Source organism: Holdemanella porci, assembly GCF_019052655.1.
In the GTDB taxonomy this organism is placed as follows: Bacteria; Bacillota_I; Bacilli_A; order Erysipelotrichales; family Erysipelotrichaceae; genus Holdemanella; species Holdemanella hominis.
Genome location: NZ_JAHQVB010000001.1, coordinates 35,108 through 60,593, shown reverse-complemented (window position 1 = coordinate 60,593; position 25,486 = coordinate 35,108). Strand labels below are relative to the sequence as shown.

26 protein-coding genes and 1 other annotated feature are annotated in these 25,486 nt (G+C 36.0%); of the genes, 21 read left to right on the top strand and 5 right to left on the bottom strand.

What is annotated here, in order from left to right; translation table 11 throughout:
* Positions 1-11: 11 nt before the first annotated feature.
* A complete protein-coding gene (gene aroF / locus KTQ83_RS00315; protein WP_186998424.1) occupies positions 12-1,025 on the bottom strand; it encodes a 3-deoxy-7-phosphoheptulonate synthase in 1,014 nt (337 codons plus the stop codon).
* 343 nt (positions 1,026-1,368) lie between these two features.
* On the opposite strand from aroF, the gene hpf reads away from it, so the two are divergent.
* From hpf to ileS, 4 genes are all read left to right on the top strand, one after another.
* The gene (gene hpf / locus KTQ83_RS00310; protein WP_186998423.1) at positions 1,369-1,902 is read left to right on the top strand and encodes a ribosome hibernation-promoting factor, HPF/YfiA family; all 534 of its coding nucleotides are present in this window, start codon (positions 1,369-1,371) and stop codon (positions 1,900-1,902) included.
* Between the two features lie 116 nt (positions 1,903-2,018).
* The gene (locus KTQ83_RS00305) at positions 2,019-2,450 is read left to right on the top strand and encodes a cell division protein SepF (RefSeq protein WP_117571610.1); all 432 of its coding nucleotides are present in this window, start codon (positions 2,019-2,021) and stop codon (positions 2,448-2,450) included.
* Between the two features lie 12 nt (positions 2,451-2,462).
* Positions 2,463-3,203: a YlmH family RNA-binding protein gene (locus KTQ83_RS00300; protein WP_217255770.1), complete on the top strand. Its 741-nt coding sequence runs from the start codon at positions 2,463-2,465 to the stop codon at positions 3,201-3,203.
* Positions 3,197-3,409 (top strand) — a binding site (T-box leader). It overlaps the preceding gene by 7 nt.
* A gap of 36 nt (positions 3,410-3,445) precedes the next feature.
* Entirely contained in the window at positions 3,446-6,172 is a 2,727-nt protein-coding gene (gene ileS / locus KTQ83_RS00295) for an isoleucine--tRNA ligase (protein ID WP_217255769.1), read from the top strand.
* Between the two features lie 22 nt (positions 6,173-6,194).
* Here the strand turns inward: ileS and KTQ83_RS00290 are convergent, their stop codons facing one another.
* On the bottom strand, positions 6,195-7,280 hold the full coding sequence (locus tag KTQ83_RS00290) for an FAD:protein FMN transferase (RefSeq protein WP_217255768.1): 1,086 nt from the start codon (positions 7,278-7,280) through the stop codon (positions 6,195-6,197).
* Between the two features lie 136 nt (positions 7,281-7,416).
* Here KTQ83_RS00290 and KTQ83_RS00285 point away from each other — a divergent pair, with 136 nt between their 5' ends.
* The 7 genes from KTQ83_RS00285 to KTQ83_RS00255 are packed head-to-tail and all read left to right on the top strand — an operon-like array spanning position 7,417 to position 12,112.
* The gene (locus KTQ83_RS00285; RefSeq protein ID WP_154555209.1) at positions 7,417-8,709 is read left to right on the top strand and encodes an RnfABCDGE type electron transport complex subunit C; all 1,293 of its coding nucleotides are present in this window, start codon (positions 7,417-7,419) and stop codon (positions 8,707-8,709) included.
* A gap of 11 nt (positions 8,710-8,720) precedes the next feature.
* A complete protein-coding gene (locus KTQ83_RS00280; RefSeq protein WP_217255767.1) occupies positions 8,721-9,863 on the top strand; it encodes an RnfABCDGE type electron transport complex subunit D in 1,143 nt (380 codons plus the stop codon).
* Positions 9,860-10,369 (top strand): RnfABCDGE type electron transport complex subunit G, encoded by a 510-nt coding sequence (locus KTQ83_RS00275; protein WP_117923867.1) that lies wholly within the window; start codon positions 9,860-9,862, stop codon positions 10,367-10,369. Before KTQ83_RS00280 ends, KTQ83_RS00275 begins: the two co-directional genes overlap by 4 nt.
* Positions 10,370-10,382: 13 nt before the next feature.
* Positions 10,383-11,042 (top strand): electron transport complex subunit RsxE, encoded by a 660-nt coding sequence (gene rsxE / locus KTQ83_RS00270; RefSeq protein ID WP_117571603.1) that lies wholly within the window; start codon positions 10,383-10,385, stop codon positions 11,040-11,042.
* 1 nt (position 11,043) lies between these two features.
* Positions 11,044-11,619: an electron transport complex protein RnfA gene (locus KTQ83_RS00265; RefSeq protein WP_117923869.1), complete on the top strand. Its 576-nt coding sequence runs from the start codon at positions 11,044-11,046 to the stop codon at positions 11,617-11,619.
* A complete protein-coding gene (locus KTQ83_RS00260; RefSeq protein ID WP_117923871.1) occupies positions 11,619-11,801 on the top strand; it encodes a hypothetical protein in 183 nt (60 codons plus the stop codon). Before KTQ83_RS00265 ends, KTQ83_RS00260 begins: the two co-directional genes overlap by 1 nt.
* A gap of 2 nt (positions 11,802-11,803) precedes the next feature.
* Positions 11,804-12,112, top strand: a complete 309-nt coding sequence (locus tag KTQ83_RS00255) for a (Fe-S)-binding protein (protein WP_117923873.1) — start codon at positions 11,804-11,806, stop codon at positions 12,110-12,112.
* Positions 12,113-12,140: 28 nt separating this feature from the next.
* On the opposite strand, the gene KTQ83_RS00250 is transcribed toward KTQ83_RS00255, so the two are convergent.
* A complete protein-coding gene (locus tag KTQ83_RS00250) occupies positions 12,141-13,775 on the bottom strand; it encodes an Rqc2 family fibronectin-binding protein (RefSeq protein WP_217255766.1) in 1,635 nt (544 codons plus the stop codon).
* A 105-nt stretch (positions 13,776-13,880) separates the two neighbouring features.
* Between KTQ83_RS00250 and gmk the strand changes: the two genes are divergently transcribed.
* The 7 genes from gmk (at position 13,881) to rbfA (ending at position 19,395) form a co-directional block, all read left to right on the top strand.
* The gene (gene gmk / locus KTQ83_RS00245) at positions 13,881-14,459 is read left to right on the top strand and encodes a guanylate kinase (protein ID WP_117923877.1); all 579 of its coding nucleotides are present in this window, start codon (positions 13,881-13,883) and stop codon (positions 14,457-14,459) included.
* Positions 14,460-14,555: 96 nt separating this feature from the next.
* Positions 14,556-15,014, top strand: coding sequence for a ribosome maturation factor RimP (locus KTQ83_RS00240; protein ID WP_117923879.1), 459 nt, complete (start codon positions 14,556-14,558; stop codon positions 15,012-15,014).
* A 10-nt stretch (positions 15,015-15,024) separates the two neighbouring features.
* The gene (gene nusA / locus KTQ83_RS00235) at positions 15,025-16,638 is read left to right on the top strand and encodes a transcription termination factor NusA (protein ID WP_244975704.1); all 1,614 of its coding nucleotides are present in this window, start codon (positions 15,025-15,027) and stop codon (positions 16,636-16,638) included.
* An 11-nt stretch (positions 16,639-16,649) separates the two neighbouring features.
* Complete coding sequence (gene rnpM, locus KTQ83_RS00230) at positions 16,650-16,910, top strand: RNase P modulator RnpM (protein WP_117571801.1); 261 nt, start codon at positions 16,650-16,652, stop codon at positions 16,908-16,910.
* Entirely contained in the window at positions 16,903-17,193 is a 291-nt protein-coding gene (locus KTQ83_RS00225) for a L7Ae/L30e/S12e/Gadd45 family ribosomal protein (RefSeq protein WP_117923883.1), read from the top strand. The genes rnpM and KTQ83_RS00225 overlap by 8 nt, the downstream gene beginning before the upstream one ends.
* Before the next feature lie 8 nt (positions 17,194-17,201).
* Positions 17,202-19,055: a translation initiation factor IF-2 gene (gene infB, locus KTQ83_RS00220; RefSeq protein ID WP_186998418.1), complete on the top strand. Its 1,854-nt coding sequence runs from the start codon at positions 17,202-17,204 to the stop codon at positions 19,053-19,055.
* A gap of 1 nt (position 19,056) precedes the next feature.
* Entirely contained in the window at positions 19,057-19,395 is a 339-nt protein-coding gene (gene rbfA, locus KTQ83_RS00215; RefSeq protein WP_186998417.1) for a 30S ribosome-binding factor RbfA, read from the top strand.
* A 264-nt stretch (positions 19,396-19,659) separates the two neighbouring features.
* Here rbfA and KTQ83_RS00210 read toward each other — a convergent pair whose 3' ends face one another.
* Positions 19,660-20,844, bottom strand: a complete 1,185-nt coding sequence (locus tag KTQ83_RS00210) for an acetyl-CoA C-acetyltransferase (protein ID WP_117923889.1) — start codon at positions 20,842-20,844, stop codon at positions 19,660-19,662.
* Between the two features lie 135 nt (positions 20,845-20,979).
* Positions 20,980-22,185, bottom strand: a complete 1,206-nt coding sequence (locus KTQ83_RS00205; RefSeq protein WP_003865001.1) for an acetyl-CoA C-acetyltransferase — start codon at positions 22,183-22,185, stop codon at positions 20,980-20,982.
* A 288-nt stretch (positions 22,186-22,473) separates the two neighbouring features.
* Between KTQ83_RS00205 and KTQ83_RS00200 the strand changes: the two genes are divergently transcribed.
* From KTQ83_RS00200 to KTQ83_RS00190, 3 genes are read left to right on the top strand one after another with little or no spacing between them, the layout of a single operon-like run.
* Positions 22,474-23,613, top strand: a complete 1,140-nt coding sequence (locus tag KTQ83_RS00200; protein ID WP_117571806.1) for an acyl-CoA dehydrogenase — start codon at positions 22,474-22,476, stop codon at positions 23,611-23,613.
* 21 nt (positions 23,614-23,634) lie between these two features.
* Positions 23,635-24,429 carry an electron transfer flavoprotein subunit beta/FixA family protein gene (locus tag KTQ83_RS00195; protein ID WP_117571807.1) on the top strand — a complete coding sequence of 265 codons (795 nt, stop codon included), beginning with the start codon at positions 23,635-23,637 and terminating at the stop codon, positions 24,427-24,429.
* 15 nt (positions 24,430-24,444) lie between these two features.
* A complete protein-coding gene (locus KTQ83_RS00190) occupies positions 24,445-25,476 on the top strand; it encodes an electron transfer flavoprotein subunit alpha/FixB family protein (protein WP_117923891.1) in 1,032 nt (343 codons plus the stop codon).
* The last annotated feature ends 10 nt before the right edge of the window (positions 25,477-25,486 follow it).

Below are 25,486 nucleotides of genomic sequence, written 5' to 3'. Positions count from 1 at the left end.
TGTGCAGTTTCTTATAACTCTCTTCCAATAACTTTTGCGATGGCTTTTCCTTTTTCAATAAGTTCGGCATAACGTTTTGGTTTTAAGCTTTGAGCACCATCACTCCAAGCATTTTCTGGATCGTCATGCACTTCAATGATCAATCCATCAGCACCAGCTGCAATAGCAGCAAGAGATAAGGACTCAATTAATTTATAATCACCAGCGGCATGACTTGGATCAATGATGATCGGTAAGTGTGTTCTTTCTTTAATGATTGGTACAACACTTAAATCCAATGTATTTCGTGTATAGGTTTCAAATGTACGAATACCACGTTCACAGAAAATGACGTTTGGATTTCCTTCTGACATAATGTATTCAGCAGCCATGATCCATTCTTGAATCGTAGCACTCATACCGCGCTTTAATAAAATTGGTTTTTTCGTTTTTCCTACAGCTTTTAATAAATCAAAGTTTTGCATATTACGCGCACCAATCTGAATGATATCTACGTTTTCTACGAATTCATCTAAGTGTTCTGCACTCATAAGTTCAGATACAATAGGAAGTCCTGTTTCTTCTCTAGCTTTTACCATGGACATGATTCCTGCAGTACCCATACCTTGGAATGCGTATGGACTTGTTCTAGGCTTATAAGCGCCACCCCTTAACATATCTGCACCGGCAGCTTTTACTTCTTTGGCAATACGACAGATTTGGTTTTCACCCTCAACAGAACATGGACCTGCAATCATCGCAATTTTTTTGCCGCCGATTTGAATACCATTCACATCTACAATGGTATCTTCTGGATGAAACATACGGTTGGCCAATTTATAAGGTTGAGCAACACGTTGCACGTTATAGACGATAGGGTTAGCCATAACGCTTTTTTCATCTACGATACTTGTATCTCCAACTAAACCAAAGACGTTATAGTTATCTCCTTGAATCATTGTGACTTGAAGATTCATGCCTTCGAATTTGTCAATCAATTTGTCGACATCGTGTTTGGGTGCATTTTTCTTTAAAGTAATAATCATAATAATATCCTTCTTTCCATTTGTGAGTAACAAAAAAAGCATTAACAGTAAAATTGTTAATGCTTAAAAGCCCTAATTAAAATACCATTCAGTTGTGATTGGCTTAATTAGGGCTATCTAAAGTAAAAATATGTAGATTGAATGTTCATGTTAATCACCTGGCTATACTATAGCTCATTCAACGAAAATATGCAAGTTATTTTCTGAAAATAGTTACATTGTGTCTTGTCAACCTCCTTGGCAAAACTGGTTATATTTTTGTCATTTCTTGTCGAAAAATGTAAAACAAAATAAACGTGCTATAATCTAAGTAGCAATACAAATCATATAGGAGGTACATAATATGAAAGTCAATATTGTAGGAAAAAACATCACAGTAACTCAGGGAATCTCAGATAAGATCCATAAAAAATTGGATGTTTTAACAAAGTACTTCATTATCAGAGAGGATGATGTAGCGAATGTCTTGGTTCGTACATATCCAACAAAACAAAAAATTGAAGTTACAATCCCAACACGTTATGCGATTCTACGTGCCGAGGTTGTAGATGACGATTTATATGCAGCTATTGATCGTGCTGTAGATAAATTGGAAGATCAAATTCGTAGAACAAAAACACGTTTAACACGTAAAAATAAAGAATCACTTGCGGAAGCTTTCTTAGATCATGAATTATTTAATGATGAAGATGTAGATGATGACGAAGTAGTTCGTACTAAATCTATCGTTCCAAAGGAAATGAGCTTAGATGAAGCCATCATGAAAATGGAATTATTAGGACACGATTTCTTCATTTATACAGATGATGAAACAAATAAGATTGCCGTTTGCTACAAACGTCATGATGGTGGCTATGGCTTGATTGAAACAGAATAAACGCGTGAAAGACATGTCAAAATGGCATGTCTTTTGTTCTGAAAGAAAAAAAAGAATATAAGTTTGAATAAGTTATTCTTTGTGCTATAATTATGTTTGTTAAGGAGGTTTTTCCCATGGGATTTATGGATAAAGTAAAAGACTTCGTTGCTCCAATCGAAGAAGATGATGATTATCAAGAAGCACCACAAGCTGAAAAGGTAGAAGAAGTAGAACCTCAAAGTCGTTATGAGAGACCAAAAACTCGTACGAACGCAACTTCTTTGAATTCAAATACAAAAATGGTATTGTTTGAACCAAGAAGCTTTGGAGAAGCTGAAGAAGTAGGACAACGCTTAAAAGAAGGTCGTGCTGTAGTAGTTAACTTACACAAGCTAGATCGTGATTATGCACAACGTACAATTGATTTCTTAACAGGTGTTGTTTATGCGCTTGATGGAAAAATTCAGAAAATCGGTCAAAACGTAATTTTATGTTCTCCAGCTGAAATTGGTGTACAAGGAACTATTTCATTAGGAAGTCCAGACGACTTCGAAGATGAAGACTAATAATTACTTTTAATGAGCTCATTTATGGTAGGTCATGAGGTGTTTATTTCGCAGATGAAAGATCAAATTCGTATCTTTCAAAAACAAAATAGGCCGATCATGACCTATTTTTTATCGATTTATGAACAGAACATTCTTCAAAGCATGGTGCCCAAAAATATATGTCTTGTTTTTGATGGTGGGTACGAGAATGCAGAAAGAAAGATCGCATGTTTTATACCTGAAGGGTATGAGGGCTTTAGTGATTGCGTTTGTCTACATGCCACATACAATTCAAAATTTAAAACATTAACCCACTCCGATCTTTTAGGATGTTTAATGCACTCTGGCATTGAAAGAAGTGTTATTGGGGATTTGATTGTGCAAAAAGAGAATCTATATATCTTTTGTAAAGAAAAGATTTCAAAATATATCATTGACAATTGTACGCAGATTGGTAAGTGTACAGTGCATTTTGAAGAGTGTTTAGACTATATCATTACGGAAAATAACAAAAAAGAAATACATGTTATGTGCAGCAGTTTACGGTTAGATAGTGTAGTTGCGCAATTGTCACATTGTTCTAGAAGTGAAGCGTTAAAAAAGATTCATGCAGGATTTGTGAAAGTTAATGATGTGGTACTTGAACAAAATTTACAATTGTGCAATAATGATTTCGTGTCAATCAGAAAGACAGGTCGATTCCAGTTTAAAGAAGTGGTTTCTACCACAAAAAAGGGTAGACTTGTTTTGAACTTTGATCAATATATTTAGCTAAGATAAAGACACGCCTTTATTCGTTAGGATTGTAGAGAGCAATGATTTTTGGTGAAACATTGTATGAATAAGAATTAAGGTATCCCTTTTGAGCTGATCTTATGAAATGATAGTAGTTTGATCCGGTTGAGCCGTTATCTCATGAAAGTGCATAGTGAAAACTATGAATTAAGGTGGTACCGCGTGTTTATTACGTCCTTTTATAAGGACGTTTTTTTATTTGGAAAAGGAGATAAAGTATGGACTACAAAGAAACACTTCATATGCCTAAAACGGCATTTGAAATGCGTGGAAATTTGACTAAAAAAGAGCCTGGTTTCCAAAAACGCTGGCAAGATGAAAAATTGTATGAAAAGATGTTAGAAAGAAGAAAAGGAGCAGAATCATTTGTATTACATGATGGTCCTCCTTACGCAAATGGTGACATCCACTTAGGACATGCCTTAAATAAGGTGTTAAAAGATGTCATTGTAAAATCTCACTTTATGGAAGGATACAACACACCATATATTCCAGGATGGGATACACATGGTTTACCAATTGAAACCGCTGTGACTAAATTGGGGTATGACCGTAAGAAAATGGGAATTGCTGAATTTAGAAAAATCTGTTACGACTATGCTTTAAAACAAGTAGCCAATCAAAAAGCAGGATTCTTAAGCCTAGGATCGATTGGAGATTATGATCATCCATATATCACTCTTCAAAAGGGTTTTGAAAAACACCAGATCGAAATCTTTGGAAAGATGGCCATGAAAGGTTTAATCTACAAAGGATTAAAACCAGTATATTGGTCACCAAGTAGTGAATCAGCTTTAGCGGAGGCAGAAGTTGAATATAAAGATGTAAAGAGCCCAACTATTTATGTTAAATTTGCTGTTAAAGACGGAAAAGGTGTATTGGAAACAGACTGCAATTTTGTGATTTGGACAACAACACCTTGGACAATTCCTGCAAACTTAGGAATTAGTGTAAATCCTGATTTTGACTATTCATTAGTGGATACAGAAAAGGGAAAATTGATTATGCTTTCAAGCATGGTTGAAGAATTATGTGATAAGTTTGAAGTTGAAAAACGTGATGTTTTAAAGACTTTCAAAGGAAAAGAATTCGAATACATTACATGTACACACCCATTGTATCCAGAAAGAGAAAGTTTATTGATGTGCGGAGATCACGTAACAGCTGATGCTGGTACTGGATGTGTTCATACAGCACCTGGATTTGGTGTGGATGACTTTAACATTGGTATGAAATATGGTTTACCAGTATATTGTAACGTTGATGCACAAGGATGCATGATGGATGATGTTGGTGAATGGCTTGCCGGCCAATATGTGGAAGATGCCAACAAGACAGTCACTCAAAAATTAGATGAATTGGGTGTATTATTAAAACTTCAATTCATTACCCACTCTTATCCACATGACTGGCGAACTAAAAAGCCTATTATTTTCCGTGCTACAACACAATGGTTTGCGTCAATTGATCAAATTCGTGATGAACTGTTAGAACAAATTCACTCTGTATCTTGGGTACCTGCTTGGGGTGAACAACGTATGCACAATATGATTGCTGATCGTAATGACTGGTGTATTTCTCGTCAACGTGCTTGGGGTGTTCCAATTCCTATTATTTATGGAGAAGACGATACTCCAATTATGGATCAAGCTATTTTTGATCATGTAGCCAAATTAGTTAGTGAATATGGATCAAACGTTTGGTTTGAAAGAGACGTTAAAGATTTATTACCAGAAGGGTATACAAATGAACATTCACCAAATGGTATCTTCCGTAAAGAAACAGATACTATGGATGTTTGGTTTGACTCAGGATCAAGTCATACAGGCGCTATGATGGATCGTGGTTTGGGCTATCCTGCTGACTTATATTTTGAAGGAAGTGACCAATATCGTGGTTGGTTCAACTCTAGTTTGATTGTTGGTACTGCCGTTCATGGTAAAGCTCCATACAAACAAGTTTTATCACATGGTTTCGTTATGGACGAAAAGGGAGTTAAGATGTCTAAATCACAATGGAATGCCGTAGCTCCTAGTGAAATCACAAAGAAATATGGTGCAGATATCTTACGTTTATGGGCTTGTAGCGTAGATTATCAAGCGGATGTTTCAATGGGTCAAAAGATTTTGAAACAAGTCAGTGAAAACTATCGTAAAGTACGTAATACATTGCGTTTCTTAATGGCAAACTTAGATGATCAAAAATTTACTGCCAAAGATTGTGTAAACTTCAATGAATTAAGTGAATTGGATCAATATATTTTAACCGAATTAAAGGATGCTGTAGATTTCTGTAGAAAAGCTTATAATGAATATCGTTTCTCCGATGTTGTTACATATTTGACAAACTTAATGACAAATGAATTATCCGCTTACTACTTAGATTACACGAAGGACATTCTTTATATTGAAAAAGAAGATGCACCAGTTCGTCGTCAAGTTCAAACTGTACTTTATAATGCTGTTGAAGTGATGACTAAATTGTGGGCTCCAATCTTGGCTCATACTTGTGAAGAAGTCAATGACTACATGCACTTTGATGCCGAAAGTATTCACTTAACGACATTCAAGGATCTAGAATTGGATTTTGATGTTGAAAAGATCAAAGTGGATATGGAAGAATTATTTAAAGTTCGTAAGGATGTCTTCAAAGCATTAGAAAATGCACGTGCTGAAGGTTTAATTGGTAAATCATTAGAAGCACATGTCGTATTACATGTAAGTGATGCACAAAAAGAAATTATGGATCGTGTATTAAGTAATGCAGCACAATGGTTTATTGTATCTAAAGTCACATTCACAACGGATGAATTAGAACAATTTGAAGTTTGTCAGGTACAAGTAGAAAAGGCTACAGGTCATGTATGTCCTCGTTGCTGGAACTATACTGAATCTGATAATGAAGATGGATTGTGTGATCGTTGTAACCACGTATTACATGACTAATATGTAAATGAAAAGAGTAACTCTAATCGACAAGAGTTACTCTGTTTTTTATTTTATCAGTTGTGATGATTTTATAATCTTTTGTTTCTAAATCCGATGAAACATCACTATCTTTATCTACGATCCATATGGCTTGTACATCATAATCCAGTGTGGATAAATATTTCTTTCCATCTTCAACACTCATACAGAACAACGTTGTACTTAAGGCGTCGGCCTTGCCTGAATCTTTTGTGATGACGGTTACACTTCGAACATAGTTTGCAGGATAACCGGTTTTAGGATCAATGATATGGGAATATTTTTTATTCTTATATGTAAAATATCTTTGGTAATCTCCACTTGTAACTAAACAAGTGGCTTTTTTTGTTGAATATTGAACTAGGGCATCACTTGCATCTGGACTTTGAATACCAATCTTCCAATTTGTGCCATCTTCTTTTTCGCCAAGTAAGACAACATTACCTCCCGCATTGATATATCCATTGGTTAGGCCAGCTTTATTTAATGCTTCTTTGGCAAGTTGAGCGGTATATCCTTTGGCAATGGCACCAAGATCGATGGATAGTTTTGGATCTAAATAAGATACTTCATGACCTGATATTTGAATTTTATCTAAGTCAATATGATTTAAAGCTTCTTGAATCTTGTCATCACTTGGAGGGATTTGCGTGTTTTCTCTAGCCTCATGCCATAGATTTAAAAGTGCACCTTGGCTGATATCAAATTGTGAGTTTTCAGACTGCATCTGCATGGCTAGTTTTAAACAATCTATAAAGGTTTCATCCATTTGAATCGGATGATTATAAGCTTCATGATTTAATGTATATAGGTTATTTATATTTTTATAGGCGTGGTACTGGTCAAAGCGTTTATTGTTTTCTTTAAATGTCTTTCTTATAATCTTTGTATACTTGGCAAAATCGGCTTGTGAACATGAGCAATTTAGAGTGATGGGCGTGTCAAAGCCAACATCTGTTAATGTAACATTTAGGTTTTCTGTTGTTTCATTACCTTTATTTTGAACAAAGAATATAACGGAACTAATAAAGATTAGAAAGCATACGGATATTACCAGCCAGGATAGAATGGATTTATTTTTTTGCATAAAAGTATTATAAAATGTTTTCCATTTAATGTAAATGTAAGTACTTACCTGAATTATGGGAAATTGTCAAAAAATTCTTGAACTTGTGAAAAAAAAGGCCTATGATTAAAAAGTATAAATGGGAGGTAGGATTTATATGTCACTATTTTTAGGACCAATGAGACAGCATATCCCTGGTAAAAAAGAATTGACAGAAAAGTCTGAATTATTACATCTTATGCCTAAAAAGGAAGTCTATATTCCTTTGGTTGCAGGCCGTACTTTAGACTTTGATATTCTTGTCGAAGAGGGCGATACTGTATCGGTTGGAACAAAACTGGCTGAAACAAAGTCAGGTTTTTATGTGCCAATTTATTCAAGTGTTTCTGGAACTTACAAAGGAATTGTTAAGCGTATGCACAATTCTTTGCGTCCACAAAATCACATGGTGATTGAATGCGATTTTAAACAAACGAAAGTTCAATCTTTTGCGCCATTAGACTGGCAAAGTGCTACTCGCCAAGAGTGTGTTGATTTTGTAAAGAATGCAGGTATTGTTGGTTTAGGTGGAGCTGGTTTCCCAACCTATGTAAAATATATGAAACCAGATGGAGTTGATTATGTATTGATCAATGCCGTTGAATGTGAACCATATATCACAGCCGATTACCGATCTGTCATGGATGATGCCAAAGATTTAGTTACAGGTGCAAAAATCATGAAGAAAATGGCTGAAGCCAAAACGGTTTACATTTGTATCAAAGAATCTCACCCAGATTTAATTGAAAAAGTAAAATCTGTATTGACAGATGCGGCTGGAGTTGAGGTTCGTCCAGTCCCTGATGTGTATCCAATGGGTTGGGAACGTGTTTTAGTGCGTGAAGTATTACATAAAGAATATGGTGGATTACCTGCAGAAGCGGGTGCTATCATTGGAAATGCTTCAAGTGCCATCGCGATTGCGAAAGCCTTTGAAAAAGGAGAAGCCATCACACAAAAGAATCTAACGGTTAGTGGTGAATGCGTAAAAGATCCTCATAACGTATGTGTACCAGTTGGTATGCCTGTTAGTGAAATCATCGAAGCTTGTGGTGGATATACACAAGATACTGTCCGCTTGATTTCAGGTGGACCTATGATGGGTAAAACCATTGTCAATGATATGTTCGTCGTTGATCGTGCTATGAATGCATTAACTGTACTTCCAGCTGCAAACGATGATGCGATCGCATGTTTACGTTGTGGTAAATGTAGTGATCATTGTCCAAGTGGTTTACAGCCAGTAAGAATTACAGCTGCATTAAAAGCCAATGACGTTGACGAAATGTCAAAACGTGGCGTTATGAGTTGTATCGAATGTGGAATGTGTACATATATTTGTCCATCTCATATCGATGTAACTGAAAATGTTCGTAAGGCAAAACGTATTGTTATGCTTAAGAAAAAGTAGGGAGGATTCAAATGAAATTTACTTTTCATGTAAGTCCAAGCATTAAGAATAACTTGTCAACACAACGTATCATGAAAGAATTATCTTTAAGTTTACTTGTTGTGTTTGCAGCAGCCGTTATTTACTATGCCTCTGCATGGGGAGCTAGTGCTGCTTTACATTGTGTTCTTTTATTAGCTTGTTCTTTAATTACTACATTCGTTTGCGAATCCATTTTCGCAAAGATTATGAAGAAAGATGTTAAAACTTTCTTAAAGAGCTCATTTGGATGGGTAACAGCTATCATTTTAACTTTAATGGTACCTGTGAATATGTCTTGTTATGCAGTTATTATTGCGACAGTATTCGCAATTGTACTTGCGAAATTATTATTTGGTGGTTTTGGACAAAACATCTTTAACCCTGCAGCTGTAGGACGTGCTGTGATTCTACAAGCTTTTACAGGTGTGAGTGTCGGCCTAATTTCACAAGCAACACCAACAACAGTGATTGCGAGCACATACCATTGGTTACCAAGCAATGCAACTGTATTGGATTCATTCTTGTCTCAATATGGAGGCTTTGCAGGTCTAGCTTTAGGTACATATCCTGGATCTATTGGTGAAACATTCTCAATCTTGATTTTGATTATTGGTGTACTACTTGCGGTTCGTCAAATTATTGATTGGAGAGTTCCCGTTGTTTATTTAGGGACAATCTTTGTATTAACAGCCGTTGTAGCGGCTATTACAGGCATTGATTCATACCATGGAATTCCAGCTGTTATTTGGTATCCATTATTACACTTATTAACTGGTGGTGTTATTTTTGGTGCTGTATTTATGTTGACAGATCCAGTCACTAGTCCAACAAGTGCAAGTGGTCGTGTTGTATTTGCGATGGGTGCAGCAATTTTAACAACTTTAGTTCGTTTAAAAGCAAATCTTCCAGAAGGATGCTTATATTCCATCTTATTGATGAATATGTTTACACCTTGGATCGAATCTTATTTCGATGGAAAACAATTGGAATTGGTAAAAAAATCAAGAATTGTTTGTGCATGTCTAGCTTTGATTGGTTTAGCTATAAGCTTCTATGCAGCTAGTTCCATTCAAAAGGTAGATGCTGTTCCTGAAACTGCAGCTGTTGTTGAAACAGTGGAGGTAACACTATGAACAAGATCGTACATTTAGGTTTATTCTTGGCTATTGTTTCAGCCGTTGCAGGTGGTGCCTTGGCATTTGCGAATCAAATGACTGCCCCTGTTATTGCTGCAAATAATGAAAAACAAGAAAAAGAATCATTATTAGCTATGTATCCAGATGCGAACGCAAATGATTTTAAAGTGGTCGATGCAACATTGGATTCTAATACAGTTCAAAAGGTTTATGAATATAAAAACGTTTATATCTTTAACATGAGTGTAAGTGGATATAAAGAAGGAACAGTATTCTTAGTTTCTATTGATAAAGACAGTAAGAAAATCGACAAATACAATGCCATCAGCAATGGAGATACTAAGGGCTTAGGTTCGAAAGTAACAGAAGCTCCATTTAAGAAATCTCTAGAAGGAAAAAATGCGACTGGTGAATTGGATACAATTTCTGGTGCGACTGTTTCTTCTGGTCCTGTTGTTAGTGGTATTCATGAAGCGGCAAAACTTGTCGATACATTAAAGTAAGGAGGTTATCTAGATGAATCGTTTTGAAAACTTTAAAGCGGGTTTAATAAAAGATAACCCAGTATTCTCATTGTTCTTAGGAATTTGTTCAACACTAGCCATCACTACAACTGTAAACAATGCGATTGGTATGGGTGTTAGTGTTATTATCGTATTAATCATGTCCAACGTGATTATTTCATGTGTTCGTAAAATTACGCCAGATGAAATTCGTATTCCCGTTTATATTGTCATCATCGCCACATTGGTAAAAATCATTCAAATGTTGATTCAAGCCTATGCGCCAAGTTTAAATACAAGTTTAGGTGTATTCATTCCGTTGATTGTAGTTAACTGTATCATCTTGGGGCGTGCAGAAGCTTTCGCAAGTAAAAACGGTGTTTTAGATTCAGCTCTTGATGGTTTAGGAATGGGTCTAGGATATACTCTAGCAGTATTAGCGATGTCATTTATTCGTGAATTGATTTCAACAGGTGGAATCAAAGTGGTAAATCCATTTAACGAAGCGCAAGTTTGGTTAAACTTACACATTATTCCCGAAGACTTCACAGTGAGTATCTTTGGATCTAGTGTTGGAGCCTTCATTACATTTGCGGTTTTAGCCGCTGCTGTTGGTGCTTATAAACAACATGTAACAGCAAAAGAAGAGGCTGCAGCGAAGGAGGAAAAGTAAGATGGGTGAATTAATGGCACTTTTAGTAACGAGTGTTTTAGTTAACAACGTTATCTTAACTCAATTCTTAGGTATGTGCCCATTCATGGGTGTTTCTAAAAAGAAAAGCTCAGCAATCGGTATGGGTGTTGCCGTTGTCTTCGTTATCGTTGTTGCAGCACTTGTTACATATGCACTTTATTATTTAGTACTTGTACCTTTACAACTTGAATTTATGGATTTGATTACATTTATCTTGGTAATCGCTTCTTTAGTTCAATTAACAGAAATGTTCATTAAAAAGACAAGTCCAGCACTTTATAAATCATTAGGTGTTTACTTACCATTGATTACGACAAACTGTGTTGTTTTAAATGTATGTTTAGTAAATATTTCTAGTAGTTATAATTTTGCACAAATGTTAGTATACTCAATCGGTACTCCATTAGGATTTGCCCTTGTATTATTCATTTTCTCTACAATTCGTGAAAGACTAGAACAAAGTGAAGTTCCAAATGCCTTTGTTGGGAATCCAATCGCATTGATTGTGGCTGCCATCATGGCTATGGCTTTCTCTTGCTTTACAGGAATTGTATAATGAAATACTTATTGGCAATATTGTTCTTTGGCGCATTAGTCGCTATCTATATTGTTTTGTACTTAATGAATAAAAAAACACCCAAACCTGAAGGGTGTGAAGATTTAAAAGCGGATTGTGATGGATGTAAGGATTATGCCTGTACAAACAATCCAGCTCACAATCAAGTGAAGGGAGAATAAATATGGTAATCGTAGCCGTAATTATGATGCTTGTACTTGGTGCAGTACTTGGCTTAGGTTTAGGTGTTGCCGACAAATATTTAAAAGTAGAAGCAGATGTACGTGTAGAAAAAGTAACATCATTACTACCTGGATATAACTGTGGAGGTTGTGGATTCCCTGGATGTAGTGGTATGGCTGAAGCCTTGGTAACAGGTGATATGGATCATATCGCATGTAAGCCTTGTAAAGCGGAGAAGCGTCAAGAAATCATTGATTACTTGAAAAACACACCGGGTCCTGATGGTTCTACAGTCGAAGTAAAAGGATAAAAGAAAGAGATGGAATTTTCCATCTCTTTTACTTTATTTGATGATTTTTAATGATTTCTAATAAATAATTTTCATCTGGGTCAATATAAATGGTCTTATTGGATTTCATTGTCACAAAACCAATCTTAGATCCAGGTACCTTTTTAATTTGTGAGATCAAACAATAATCTACGGGTACGGAACTTGAATCTTTACCTTTTGAGTAATACGCGGCTAACATTGCACATAATCGAATTTGTGGTTCGGTAAAGTCTTCACTCTTTAATAGTACGTGCGAACCGTGATAGTCTTTCACATGGAACCATAAATCGTTCTTTCTAGAGACTTGGTGTGTCACATAGTTATTTTGAATGTTGTTTTTACCTACATAGATTTCACAATCATCAAATTCTAAATGAAGGACATTTGGCTTATTGTTCTTCTTTTTACGTTTATTGTCCTTTTTAGGCATCAATACACGTTGTTTAACAAGTTCCTCTCGAATTTCCCCAGCATCAAAGACACTGCAGTATTGAAGCTGTTCTTCGAGTTGTGTATAGTATTCAATATCTTGTTTACATTGTTCAATTTGTTCTTCTAAGATCACTAAACTACGTTTCATCTTATGATATTTCTGATAATATTTATTCGCATTTGTTTTTAGATCGTAACGCATATCAATTGGAATTGTTACATCTTCATTGGTTTCAAAAGAAGGTAATACAATTGTTTTTTCTTTTTGAATCTGGTACATATACGCAAAGATCAAATCACCATATTCTTGATATTTATGATAGTCTTTTCCATCTTCTAAGGCTTGTTCTAGCTTTGGAAGCTTTTTTGTTTGTTTCAATTTTTCCTTTTCTACAGTACGAATAATATCGCCATATTGTTCTTTGATCCGCTTTTTTTGTTCATCTTCTTCATATAAATGATTTAGCCCTTCCATGATCGTATAGGTATTTGGTTGTTCATTTAAATGTTTGAGTTCAATACAATGAAAATCTTTTTGATAGATATATAAAGTGTTAGAAGTAATAAGTTCATTTAATATATTGATGTATTTTTCGTTGTTTTTTATGCGATACATAAATTCATTGGATAGTAATGGTGAAAAGCCATAGATCTGTTTAACAAGACTTTGATCTAAATCGATATCTTGAATCTCAAACGGATTTTTCTTTTCCGGTTGAGCAGGAGCTACATACTTTGCGCCTGGATGGATGAATCGTTTGGCATTTTCATATACAGGAATCCGTTTTAATGCATCTACAATTACGCCATCTTTGACTAAAATCATATTGGCGTATTTTCCCATGAGTTCGATATTTAGATCGTATTTCACAAGGTCTTGAAATTCATTGCGACAAGATAAGTGTAAACATAAAATGCGGTCATAGCCAACTTGTTCAAAAGATTCGACAATGGCTTGTGAGCAGAGCTTTCTTAAGACCATTACAAAGTTGGATGGTTCTGGTTGAATGCCAGGAACAAAGTTTGCGATATATACACGGTTTGTGTTGGAATGTACATTAATGACAAGCTTTTGGTTTCCTTCATTTCGTGTGTGTAGATGAATCAATATTTCTTCATCGCTGATATTTTGTATTTTACCAATTTTACATGGGGTATATGCGTTTAATTTTTCTTGAATATTGTATAAAAATAATCCGTCAATAGCCATAGTGGACCTCCTTAGTCTGATAAGAATTATAACATAGTTAAATTAAATTTGACACACATGGTTTGGACTTGTAAAATGGATGAAAAGAGGGAGAGCAAGATTGTCATGCAAAGAGGTCTATTAATCATTTTGAGCGGTCCTAGTGGTGTTGGTAAAGGGACAATTCGAAAATATTTTGAAACAGATGAACGCCTAAATTTAGCGTATTCCACATCAATGACAACACGTAAACCACGTGCTGGAGAAGTGGATGGAAGAGATTATTTCTTCTCAACACGTGAAGATTTTGAAAAAGCCATTCAAGAAGGTGGACTTTTAGAGTGGGCCGAGTTTGTCGGAAACTATTATGGAACACCTTTAAAGGAAGTCAATCGCTTGCGCGATGAAGGAAAGAATGTCTTATTGGAAATTGAAGTGCAGGGAGCGATTCAAGTCCAGGAAAAGTGTCCGGATGCGATTTCTATCTTTATTATTCCACCTTCAATGGAGGAATTGGAAAGACGTATTCGTGGTCGTAGCACTGAGCCTGAAGAAATCATTCAACAACGTCTTGCCAAGGCTAGCAATGAAATGAAAATGGTATCACAATACAAATATATTGTATGTAATGATGATCCAAAGCTTGCAGCTGAGCTAATCAAGACGATTATTCTTCGTCATGTTGAGCTTGAAGAAAACAAATAGTTGCAAAAAAAGCTTTTTTGTGCTATAAATAAATTGTATAGAAATTCAAGGAGTGGGTTGTACCACTCCTTATATTTTGCTACTAAGGAGAAATGTATGGACAATCTTAAAGAATGGATTGAAGAAGTTCTTAATGACAATGGATGCCATTTGTATGAATTAGAATGGATTACAAATCAAGGTACACCATTATTAAGAGTTTCGGTTGAAAAAGAAGACGGTACAATGGATTTGGATACTTGTGCAACTTGCTCAGATGCGATTGGCACAATGCTTGATGAAAAAGACTGGTATGCCAAAGAATACATGCTTGAAGTTTGTTCGCCAGGAGCGGAAAGAGAGCTTCGTACGGATGAAGAAATTCAAAGAGCAGTTGGCAAATATGTTTTTGTCAAAATGAAAGATCCAAAACAAGGCTTAGATCAAGTCATCGGTGATCTAATTGAAGCTACAGAAAATGATGTAACGATTTCATATCGTGATAAAACAAGAACTAAGAAGATCACTATTGAAAAGAGTAACATTCAGCTGATTATGACGGCTGTAAAGGTATAGGAGAAAAAAGATGAAACCAAAAATTAAAGTTGCAGATTTAGCAAAAGCTCTACAGGGCATTGAAACAGATCGTCAATTAACGAAAGAAATTGTTGAAGATGCTTTAAAAGAAGCTTTGACAAAGGCTTACCGCAAACACATCGAAATTCCAGATGCTTATGTTCGTGTGGATGTTGAGGATGGAACGATTCACATTTATCACGAGCGTATGGTTGTTGAAGAAGTGGAAGATGATGAATTAGAAATCGAACTGGAAGAAGCTCAAAAAGAAAATCCAAACATTCAATTAGGTGATATGGTTGGAGAAGAAGTAGATTTTACGGATTTTGATCGTGCGGCTGTTGTACTTGCCAAAAACGTAATGAAACAAAAGATTCGTGAAGCTGAAAAAGCATTGGTTTACGAAGAATATTGTGACAAAGTCGATGAAATGGTTTTAGGAACGATTGAAACAGTTGAAGAAAAATTCGTCATTGTAAATATTGGTAAAACATTTGCGATGATGAAAAAATCAGCTCAGATTCCAACAGAACATTATAAGGAAGGCGACAACATATTAGTTGTGATTACTGAAGTCAACAAAGAAACAAAGGGTGCTCAAGTTTTAGTGTCTCGTGCAACTCCAGTATTTGTTCGTCGTTTATTCGAACGTGAAGTTCCAGAAATCTACAATGGAATTATTGAAATTAAAGCCATTGCTCGTGATCCTGGTGAAAGATGTAAGATTGCCGTTTATTCACACAATGAAAACATCGACCCAATTGGAGCATGTATTGGTCCTCGTGGAAGTCGTGTACAGACAATTATTGAAGAATTGAACGGTGAAAAAATCGATATCTTCGAATGGTCTGACAACATTAGTGAGTTAATTGCGAATGCATTAAGCCCTAGTGTGGGTGTTGCGGTGATTCCAAATGAAAATGTAAAAGACGGATTGATTGTTGTTGTTCCAGATAATCAATTATCATTGGCAATTGGTAAGCGTGGTAAAAATGCGCGTTTGGCTGTAAAATTAACAAATCACAAGATCGATATCAAATCGGAAAGCGAAATGCAGGAATTGGGTATTGATTACATGGCTATTAGTGCGAAAATGCAAGAAGAGTATGAAGAAAAGAAAGCCAAAGAACGTGCTTATAAGCAACAACAGAAGATTGAAGAATTAAAGTCAAATGAAGCAGATATTGAAAACATCGATGTAGCTGATTTTACTTATGAAGATGAAGAAGTGGATGCTGTTGAAGAACATTCTCAAGATACATTATTTGAAAAAGAAAATACAATTGAAGAAAAAGAAGTCGATGAAATGGAAGAATTGGCTCGTATTGCGAAACAAAATCGTAAAGAAAAGACAGCTGCCGATGTAAAGGAATATACTTCTAAGTTTGAATCTATGGCAGATGCTTCAAATAAACAAGAAGAGCCTCAAGTTTCTAAACCTAAAAAAGAAAAGGTTGAAGAAGAAAAGAAACCAGTTGAAGTAAAAAAATTCAACTATGAAGATATGAAACCAATCTATTCGGATGAAGAGTTAGCAGAAATCGAAGAACAGGAATATGAAGATGAAAATGCCTGGGACGATGATGTTGACTACGAAGAATATGATGAATACTATGATGACTAGGAGTTTGTTTAATGCGTAAGATTCCAATGCGAAAATGTGTCGTAACACAAGAACGTTTCCCAAAAAAGGATTTGATTCGTGTGGTACGTACACCTGAACAAACAATTGAGATCGATTTGACAGGTAAAAAGAATGGGCATGGGGCTTATATTTCTAAAAGCTTAGAAACGTTGGCTCTTGCCAAAAAGAATAAGGCTTTACAAAGGGCTTTAGAAACTGAAATTCCTGATGAAGTATATCAGGAATTAGAAGCAATCATTACCAATGAATAAAGTTACGAATTTGATACAGCTAGCTTATCGTGCTGGTAAAGTAGCAAAGGGTGATTCTTTACTTGTTAGTATTCAAAAATCTCAAGCAAAACTTGTACTTGTATCTTCTTTATGCGGACAAAACCGTATGAAGAAGATTCAGGATAAATGCACATATTACAATGTGCCGTATATAGTGGTAGAACCATCTGTATTAGATGATGTTTCTTATAAAAAGATGAGTGCTATTGCGATTGTAGATAATGGCTTTGCCAAAGCGATTATCGAAAAGATGAAAGGTTAGGTGATTCGATGGCTTATAACAACAACAATAAAAACAAAAAGAAACCAAATCGAAAAGGGCATAAGAGTTCGTATCAGTCTAATGCACCTAAAAAGGAAGAAGTAGTAAAGGAAATCACATATAGTGATGCGATTACTGTAGGTCAGTTAGCACAATTGCTTCACAAAAATAGTTCTGAAATCATTAAATTCTTATTTATGATGGGAAATATGTCAACAATCAATACAGTATTGTCAGATGAGGATATTGAATTGATCTGTATGAACTTCAATGTGGAAGTACATAAAGAGGTTGTTGTTGACGAAGATGATATTGAAGAACAACTTCAAAATGTGGAAGAAGATGAATCAAAACTAGTGTCTCGTCCTCCTGTTGTCACAATCATGGGTCACGTTGACCATGGTAAAACAACATTATTGGATACAATTCGTAAAGCGAATGTTACAGAAGGAGAATTTGGTGGTATTACACAGCACATTGGTGCGTACCAAGTATCCTTAAAGGGAAGAAAGGTAACATTCTTAGATACTCCAGGTCACGAAGCATTTACAGCTATGCGTGCTCGTGGTGCTGAAGTAACTGATATCGTTATTATCGTTGTTGCAGCAGATGATGGTGTCATGCCTCAGACAAAAGAAGCAGTAGACCATGCTAAAGCAGCGGGTGTTCCAATTGTAGTTGCGGTAAATAAAATTGATAAGCCAGGCGCAAATCCAGATCGTATCATGTCTGAAATGAGTGAACTAGGAATTATGCCTGAAGAATGGGGTGGAGATACAATCTTTACTCAAGTTTCTGCTAAAAAGGGAACAGGTGTTCCAGAATTGTTGGAAACAATGTTGTTAGTGGCAGATATGCAAGAATTAAAAGCAAATCCAGATACAAATGCTTCTGGTACAGTAATTGAAGCCAAGTTGGATAAAGGTCGTGGACCAGTTGCGACATTATTAGTTCAGCGTGGTACATTACAAACGGGAGATAGTGTTGTAGTTGGTACTAGTTATGGTCGTGTTCGTAAAATGACAAACGATCGTGGTATGGAAATCAAACATGCTGAACCAAGTTGTCCAGTTGAAATCATTGGTTTAAATGAAGTTCCTAGAGCTGGTGATGTATTCATGTCTTATGATAGCTATAAGAAGGCTGCTGAAATCGCGGGTCATCGTTTGGATAAACAAATTGAAAAAGAACGTAATTCATCAAGTGCTATGTCTTTAGAAGATTTGGCTAAGAAAATTGATGAGGGTGATGTTCAAGAAATCAATGTCTTGATCAAAGCCGATGTTCAAGGTTCTGCGGAAGCTTTAAAGGCAAGTATGGAAAAGCTAGAAGTTGATGGAAATGTTCGTATCAATGTCATCCGTTCAACTGTAGGTACTATTACAGAATCAGATATCTTATTGGCAAGTGCTTCAAATGCGATTATTTATGGATTCAACATTCGTCCTAGTGCAGCTATTCGTAAAAAAGCCGAAGAAGAAGGCGTGGAAATCCGTTTACACAACATCATCTATAAGGCTCTTGAAGAATTACAGGCTGCTATGAAGGGTATGCTTGCACCAGTATATGAAGAAGTTGTCATTGGTCAGGCGGATGTTCGTCAGATCTATAAGGTAAGTAAGATTGGTACAATTGCCGGGTGTATGGTTATGGATGGTAAGATGAAACGTGACTGTAAAGTTCGTTTGATTCGTGAAGGTATTGTTATCTATACAGGAAAACTTGGATCATTACGTCGTTTCGACAATGATGTTAAGGAAGTTATAAATGGTTACGAATGTGGTATGACAATCGAAAACTTTAATGATATTAAAGTGGGAGATATTATAGAAGGCTTCGAAGATCAGGAAGTGGAAGAATAGTATGTCATTAAAAACAGAACGTATGGAAATGACAATTCAAAGAGAGATTTCACATATTCTTCAATTTGAATTGAAAAATCCAAATTTAGGTTTTTGTACGATAACGGATGTACAGTGTACAAATGATTTATCACAAGCCAAAGTCTATGTTACATTCCTTGGGAAACAAGGTCGTAACGATGCAGGTATGCGTGTTTTAAATCAATCAAAAGGTTTTATTCGTTCTCAAGTTGCAAAAAAAATTAAGATTCGTAAGATGCCAGAATTGATCTTTATTCAAGATACAAGTCTTGAACAGGGAAATAAGATTGAAAACATCTTAAAGGAAATCGAAAAATAGAGAAGACTTAACGGTCTTCTCTTTTATTTTGACTTGATAGTATAAAGAAACAAATGCCTAAGGGTATGTAGGTGATGTTCTTTGACAACAGGTAGGTAATAATAAATGCAATGCCTGCGATAATAAATAGTATTTGATGTAGATTATATTTCATAGTTACTCCTTCATATAGATTATAGCAGTAAAATTGTTAAAACAATGAAAAAAGAGATTCAGTTTTGTCTGAATCTCTTTTTAGGAGTAGTCAGTTATTATTGATTTAAATCAGTCACGTTCTACGATAGTCGCACAACCCATACCACCACCGATGCAAAGTGTAGCTAAACCTTTCTTAGCATCACGTTTTTGCATTTCGTGAAGTAAAGTAACTAGGATACGGCATCCACTAGCTCCAACAGGGTGTCCTAATGCAACGGCGCCACCGTTAACGTTAACTTTGCTCATATCGAATCCTAAGTCTCTAGCAACAGCAACTGATTGTGCAGCGAAAGCTTCGTTTGCTTCGATTAAGTCCATATCATCAACTGTTAATCCAGTTCTTTCCATAACTTTACGAGTGGCAGCAACCGGTCCAATACCCATTACTTCTGGTTCAACACCAGCTAATGCACCTTGTACCCAAGTAGCCATTGGTGTAACACCTAATTCTTTAGCTTTTTCTTCGCTCATAACAACGATTGCAGCAGCACCATCATTGATTCCTGAAGCATTACCAGCAGTTACCATTCCGCCTTCTTTACCAGAGCAGCAACGTAATTTAGATAATGATTCAGCAGTTGTTCCTGGACGAGGTCCTTCATCCACTTTAAATTCAACGATATCTTTTTTAACTTTAACTGGAACTGGTACGATTTCATCATCGAATTTGTGTTCAGCCATTGCTTTTTCAGCTTTTTGTTGAGAGTTAGCTGAGAATTCATCTAATTCTTCACGAGTTAAATTCCAACGATCACAGATGTTTTCTGCAGTGATCATCATGTGGTAGTGGTTGAATGCGTCTGTTAATGCATCATTTACCATTGTATCAACGATAGTAGCGTTGTTCATACGGTAACCGAAACGTGCTTTAGTCATAGCATATGGTGCCATTGACATGTTTTCCATACCACCAGCAACAACGATATCAGCTTGACCAGCCATGATCATTGCAGCAGCTTGGTTAACACAGTTCAAACCAGATCCACAAACAACGTTTAATGTTACGGCAGGAACTTCAATTGGTAGACCAGCTTTGATACTAGCTTGACGAGCAACGTTTTGTCCTTGAGCAGCTTGGATAACGCATCCCATTAATACTTCGTCAACTTGTTCAGGTTTAACACCTGCACGGTTCAATGCTTCTTTAATAACAATAGAACCTAATTCAGCAGCTGGAGTGTTACTTAAAGCTCCACCCATTTTACCAATAGCAGTACGACATGCACCTGCTAAAACTACTTTTTTTGTCATATTAATATTCCTCCATGTAAGACTATTAGTCATTTACCTTTTAAACTTTAACATAGTGAATGATGAAAATCAATCACAAATTAAAAAATTCACAAGTGAATTTAAAGAAATAAGGAGAACACGTCTCCTTATTGATTAATCGCACATTTTTACGATAACAGCGGCACCTTGTCCTCCACCAATACATAGGGAAGCAAGACCAATTTTTGATTTACGTTTTTGCATTTCGTATAACAATGAAACTAAGATACGGTTTCCACTAGCACCTACTGGGTGACCTAAAGCAATGGCTCCACCATTTACGTTTGTCTTAGCTAAGAATGCTTCACGATCCATACCTGTAGCTTCTTCTAATTCGTGGATAACACCTAATGATTGAGCAGCAAATGCTTCATTCAATTCAACTAAGTCAAGATCTTCAATCTTTAGATCTGCATATTTTAATGCATTTAAGATAGCTGGAGTAGGACCTAATCCCATAACTCGTGGATCAACTCCACCTTGTCCAAATCCGATAACTTCAGCAATTGGTGTTAAGTTATATTTCTTAACAGCGTCTTCACTAGCAACGATTGTAAATGAAGCACCATCATTGATACCAGAAGCATTACCTGCAGTTACAGTTCCATCTGCGTTGAAGGCTGGACGTAATTTAGCTAATTTTTCTAAGCTTGTTTTACGAGGGTGTTCGTCTGTATCGAATACTACTTCACCTTTACGAGTTTTATAAGTAATAGGAACAATTTCATCTTTAAATTTACCTGCAGCAATAGCAGCTAAAGCTTTTTCTTGAGAAGCAAATGCAAATTCATCTTGTGCTTCACGTGAAATGTTGTATTTTTTAGCAATGTTATCTGCAGTACATCCCATGTGAATTCCATACATTGCATCTGTTAAACCATCATGTAACATAGCATCCACTAATTTTTGGTCTCCCATTTTAGTTCCTGTACGGTTTTTGTAGCTCAACATGAATGGAGCACGTGTCATAGATTCAACACCACCAGCAACATATAAGTCACCAAAGTTAGCTTGAATACGAAGTGTAGCTTCCATAACGGCTTTCAAACCTGAACCACATAACATATTGATAGATTGTGCACATACTTCAACAGGAATACCTGCATCGAATGCAACGTGACGAGCAATGTTTTGTCCTAAACCTGCAGCGATTACGTTACCAATAATAACTTCATCCAAGTTTGCTGGATCAATGTTTGCTTGTTTAATAGTTTCTTTTAAAACTGTAGCCCCAACAGTTGCTAAATCAACATCTGTTAGACTTCCTAAAAAAGTACCAATTGCACTACGTTTCGCAGCAACAATATAAGCTTTTCTCATTTGTATACCTACTTTCTACTCTGAATCGAGATTTACTTTACATGCTTAGTCTAGTCCTTAAAATAGGGGATGTCAACCACTTGTTTATATTTTCACATGTTAAAAATACTTTATATATATTAATAAGAATATGTGTTTAAAACAATTTGTTAAAATATTAACAAAATCATTGACGACACTCAAAAAAGTATGTAGAATATGACTGTGTGAAAAGTTTAACATACTTTCTCATGCTATCGATGTCCTAATTCGAATAGTTCAAGAAAACTGGAAAGGAGAACTTCATTTATGGATTTCAATTTAACAGAACAACAATTAATGATGCAAAAGTTGTTCAGAGAAGTTGCGCAAAACGAAGTAAAAGAAAACGCAGCGGATGTTGACGAAAACGAAAGATTCCCTAAGGAATCTGTAGAAGTGATGCGTCAAGCTAAGATGCTTGGTATTCCTTATTCTCGCGAATATGGAGGAGCTGGCGCAGATTATTTATGCTACATTTTAGCAATTGAAGAATTGTCTAAAACATGTGCAACAAGTGGTGTAGTTTTATCAGCTCACACTTCATTAGGTACTTGGCCAATTGCTCAATTTGGTACTGAAGAACAAAAACAAAGATTCTTAACTGATCTATGTACAGGTAAGAAATTAGCTGCCTTTGGTTTAACTGAACCAAATGCCGGTACAGATGCTGCTGGACAACAAACAACAGCTGTATTAGATGGTGACGAATATGTTATCAATGGTACAAAAATCTTCATTACAAATGCTGGAGAAGCTGATGTATATGTAATTTTTGCCATGACAGACAAAACAAAGGGAACTCGTGGAATTTCTGCTTTCATTCTTGAAAAAGGAACTCCAGGATTCACATTCGGTCTTCACGAAAAGAAATTAGGTATTCGTGGATCTGCTACATGTGAATTAATTTTCAATAATGTACGTATTCCAAAAGAAAACTTATTAGGAAAAGAAGGTATGGGATTCAAGATTGCCATGCAGACACTTGATGGTGGACGTATTGGTATCGCTGCTCAAGCATTAGGAATTGCTCAAGGTGCTATCGACGAAGCAGTTGCTTATGTAAAACAACGTAAACAATTTGGTCGTCCAATCGCTAAATTCCAAAACACTCAATTCCAATTAGCTGATATGCAAACAAAAACTGATGCAGCTCGTTGGTTAGTATACTCTGCAGCTACTGCTAAACAAGAAGGTCGTCCTTATACTCAATTAGCAGCTGAAGCAAAATTGTTCGCTGCTGAAACAGCAATGGAAGTTACAACTAAGGCTATCCAATTGTTAGGTGGATACGGATATACTCGTGACTTACCAGTAGAAAGAATGTTTAGAGATGCTAAGATTACAGAAATCTACGAAGGTACTTCAGAAGTACAACGTATGGTTATCTCTGGCGCTATGTTGAAGTAAGAAAGGAATTGGTGTTGAAAAATGAAAATCGTTGTTTTAGAAAAACAAGTTCCGGATTCAACTGAAATTACAGTTGATAAAAAAACGGGTGCGTTAATTCGTGACGGTGTTCCTGCAATCACAAACCCTGATGATTTAGCTGGTTTGGAAGCTGCATTGGAATTAAAAGATAAAAACCCTGACACTGAAGTTGTCGTAATGACAATGGGATTACCTAAAGCTGCTGAAATGTTAAAAGAAGGCGTTGCTATGGGTGCTGACAAAGGTGTTTTATTAACAGACCGTGTATTAGGTGGGTCTGATACATGTGCTACAAGTATTGCTTTAGCTGCTGCTTTGAAAAAAGTAGGATTCGACTTAGTTATCGCTGGTCGTCAAGCTATCGATGGTGATACTGCTCAGGTAGGACCTCAAACTGCTGAACGTTTGGATATTCCTCAAATTACTTACGTAGATGAAATCTTAGAAGTAAAAGAAGATTCAATCACAGTAAAACGTTCATTAGAAGATGTTGAACAAATCGTAACTGCTAAGTTGCCATGTGTTATCACAACATTATCCGGAATGAACAAACCTCGTTACATGCAATGTGATAATATCGTTGACTTGTGTAAAGAAGACAAGATTGAAGTTTTAACAAATGCTGAGTTAGGAATTGATCCTGAAACAGTTGGTTTCAAAGGTTCTCCTACATCAGTTAAAACTACTTTCACAAAAGACGTTACTGATAAAACAGAAGTATTCACATTGTCTGAGCAGGAAACTGCAGATATGATTGCTAAGACTTTGAAAGAAAAGCAAATCATTACAAAGTAGGGAGGATGAAGTAGAATGGCTCGATTTGAAGAATTTAAAGATATCTTCGTTTTCGTTGAACAAGAAAACGGAAACATTGCAGAAGTAAGTTATGAACTTATTTCAGAAGCAAGAAAACTAGTTGCTTCTATCCCTGAATTTGGATACAAAGTAGTTGGTGTATTGCTTGGAGAAAATGTAAAAGAAAAAGCTCAAGAAGTTATTAGTCATGGAGCTGATAAAGTAATCGTTGTTGATGATGCTTTATTAAAAGACTATTCAACTCAATTCTATGCTGATGCTTTAACACAAGTTGTTTTAGCTCACAAACCAGATTCAATGTTAACTGGTGCCACTCCATTAGGACGTGATTTAGCACCACGTGTAGCTGCTCGTTTAAATGTAGGTCTAACAGCGGATGCTACTAAGATCGAAGTAGACTTAGAATATGCTAAAGAAAATGGTGAATCATTATTAGACGTAACTCGTCCTACATTCGGTGGTAACTTATTTGGTACAATCGTATGTAAAGATACTCGTCCACAGATGGCTACAATTCGACCAAAAGTATTCGAATTGGCTCCAGCAGATACAACTCGTACTGGTGAAGTTGAAGAATTTACACCAACTTGGAGAACAACAGATCCTCAAGTATTCGTAGAAAAAGTAATTGAAAAAGTTAAAGCTGATGTAGATATCACAAAAGCTGACATCTTAGTAGGTGCTGGTCGTGGTGCTGAAAACTGCTTAGATGTACTTCAAAAAGTAGCTGACGAATTAGGTGGAGTAGTTTGCTGTACACGTGCCGTTGTTGAAGATGGATTCTTAGACAAAGATCGTCAGGTAGGTCAAACAGGTAAGACTGTACGTCCTTCATTATATATTGCTTGCGGTATTTCTGGAGCTGTACAACACTGTGCAGGTATGGATAAATCAGATTTGATCATCTCTATCAACCGTGACCCTCAAGCAGAAATCTTCAATATTTCTAACATGGGATTTGTTGGAGATTGCGCAACTGTATTACCTTTATTAGTAGAATCAATTAAAGCTGCAAAAGCTGAATAATAAAAAGGAG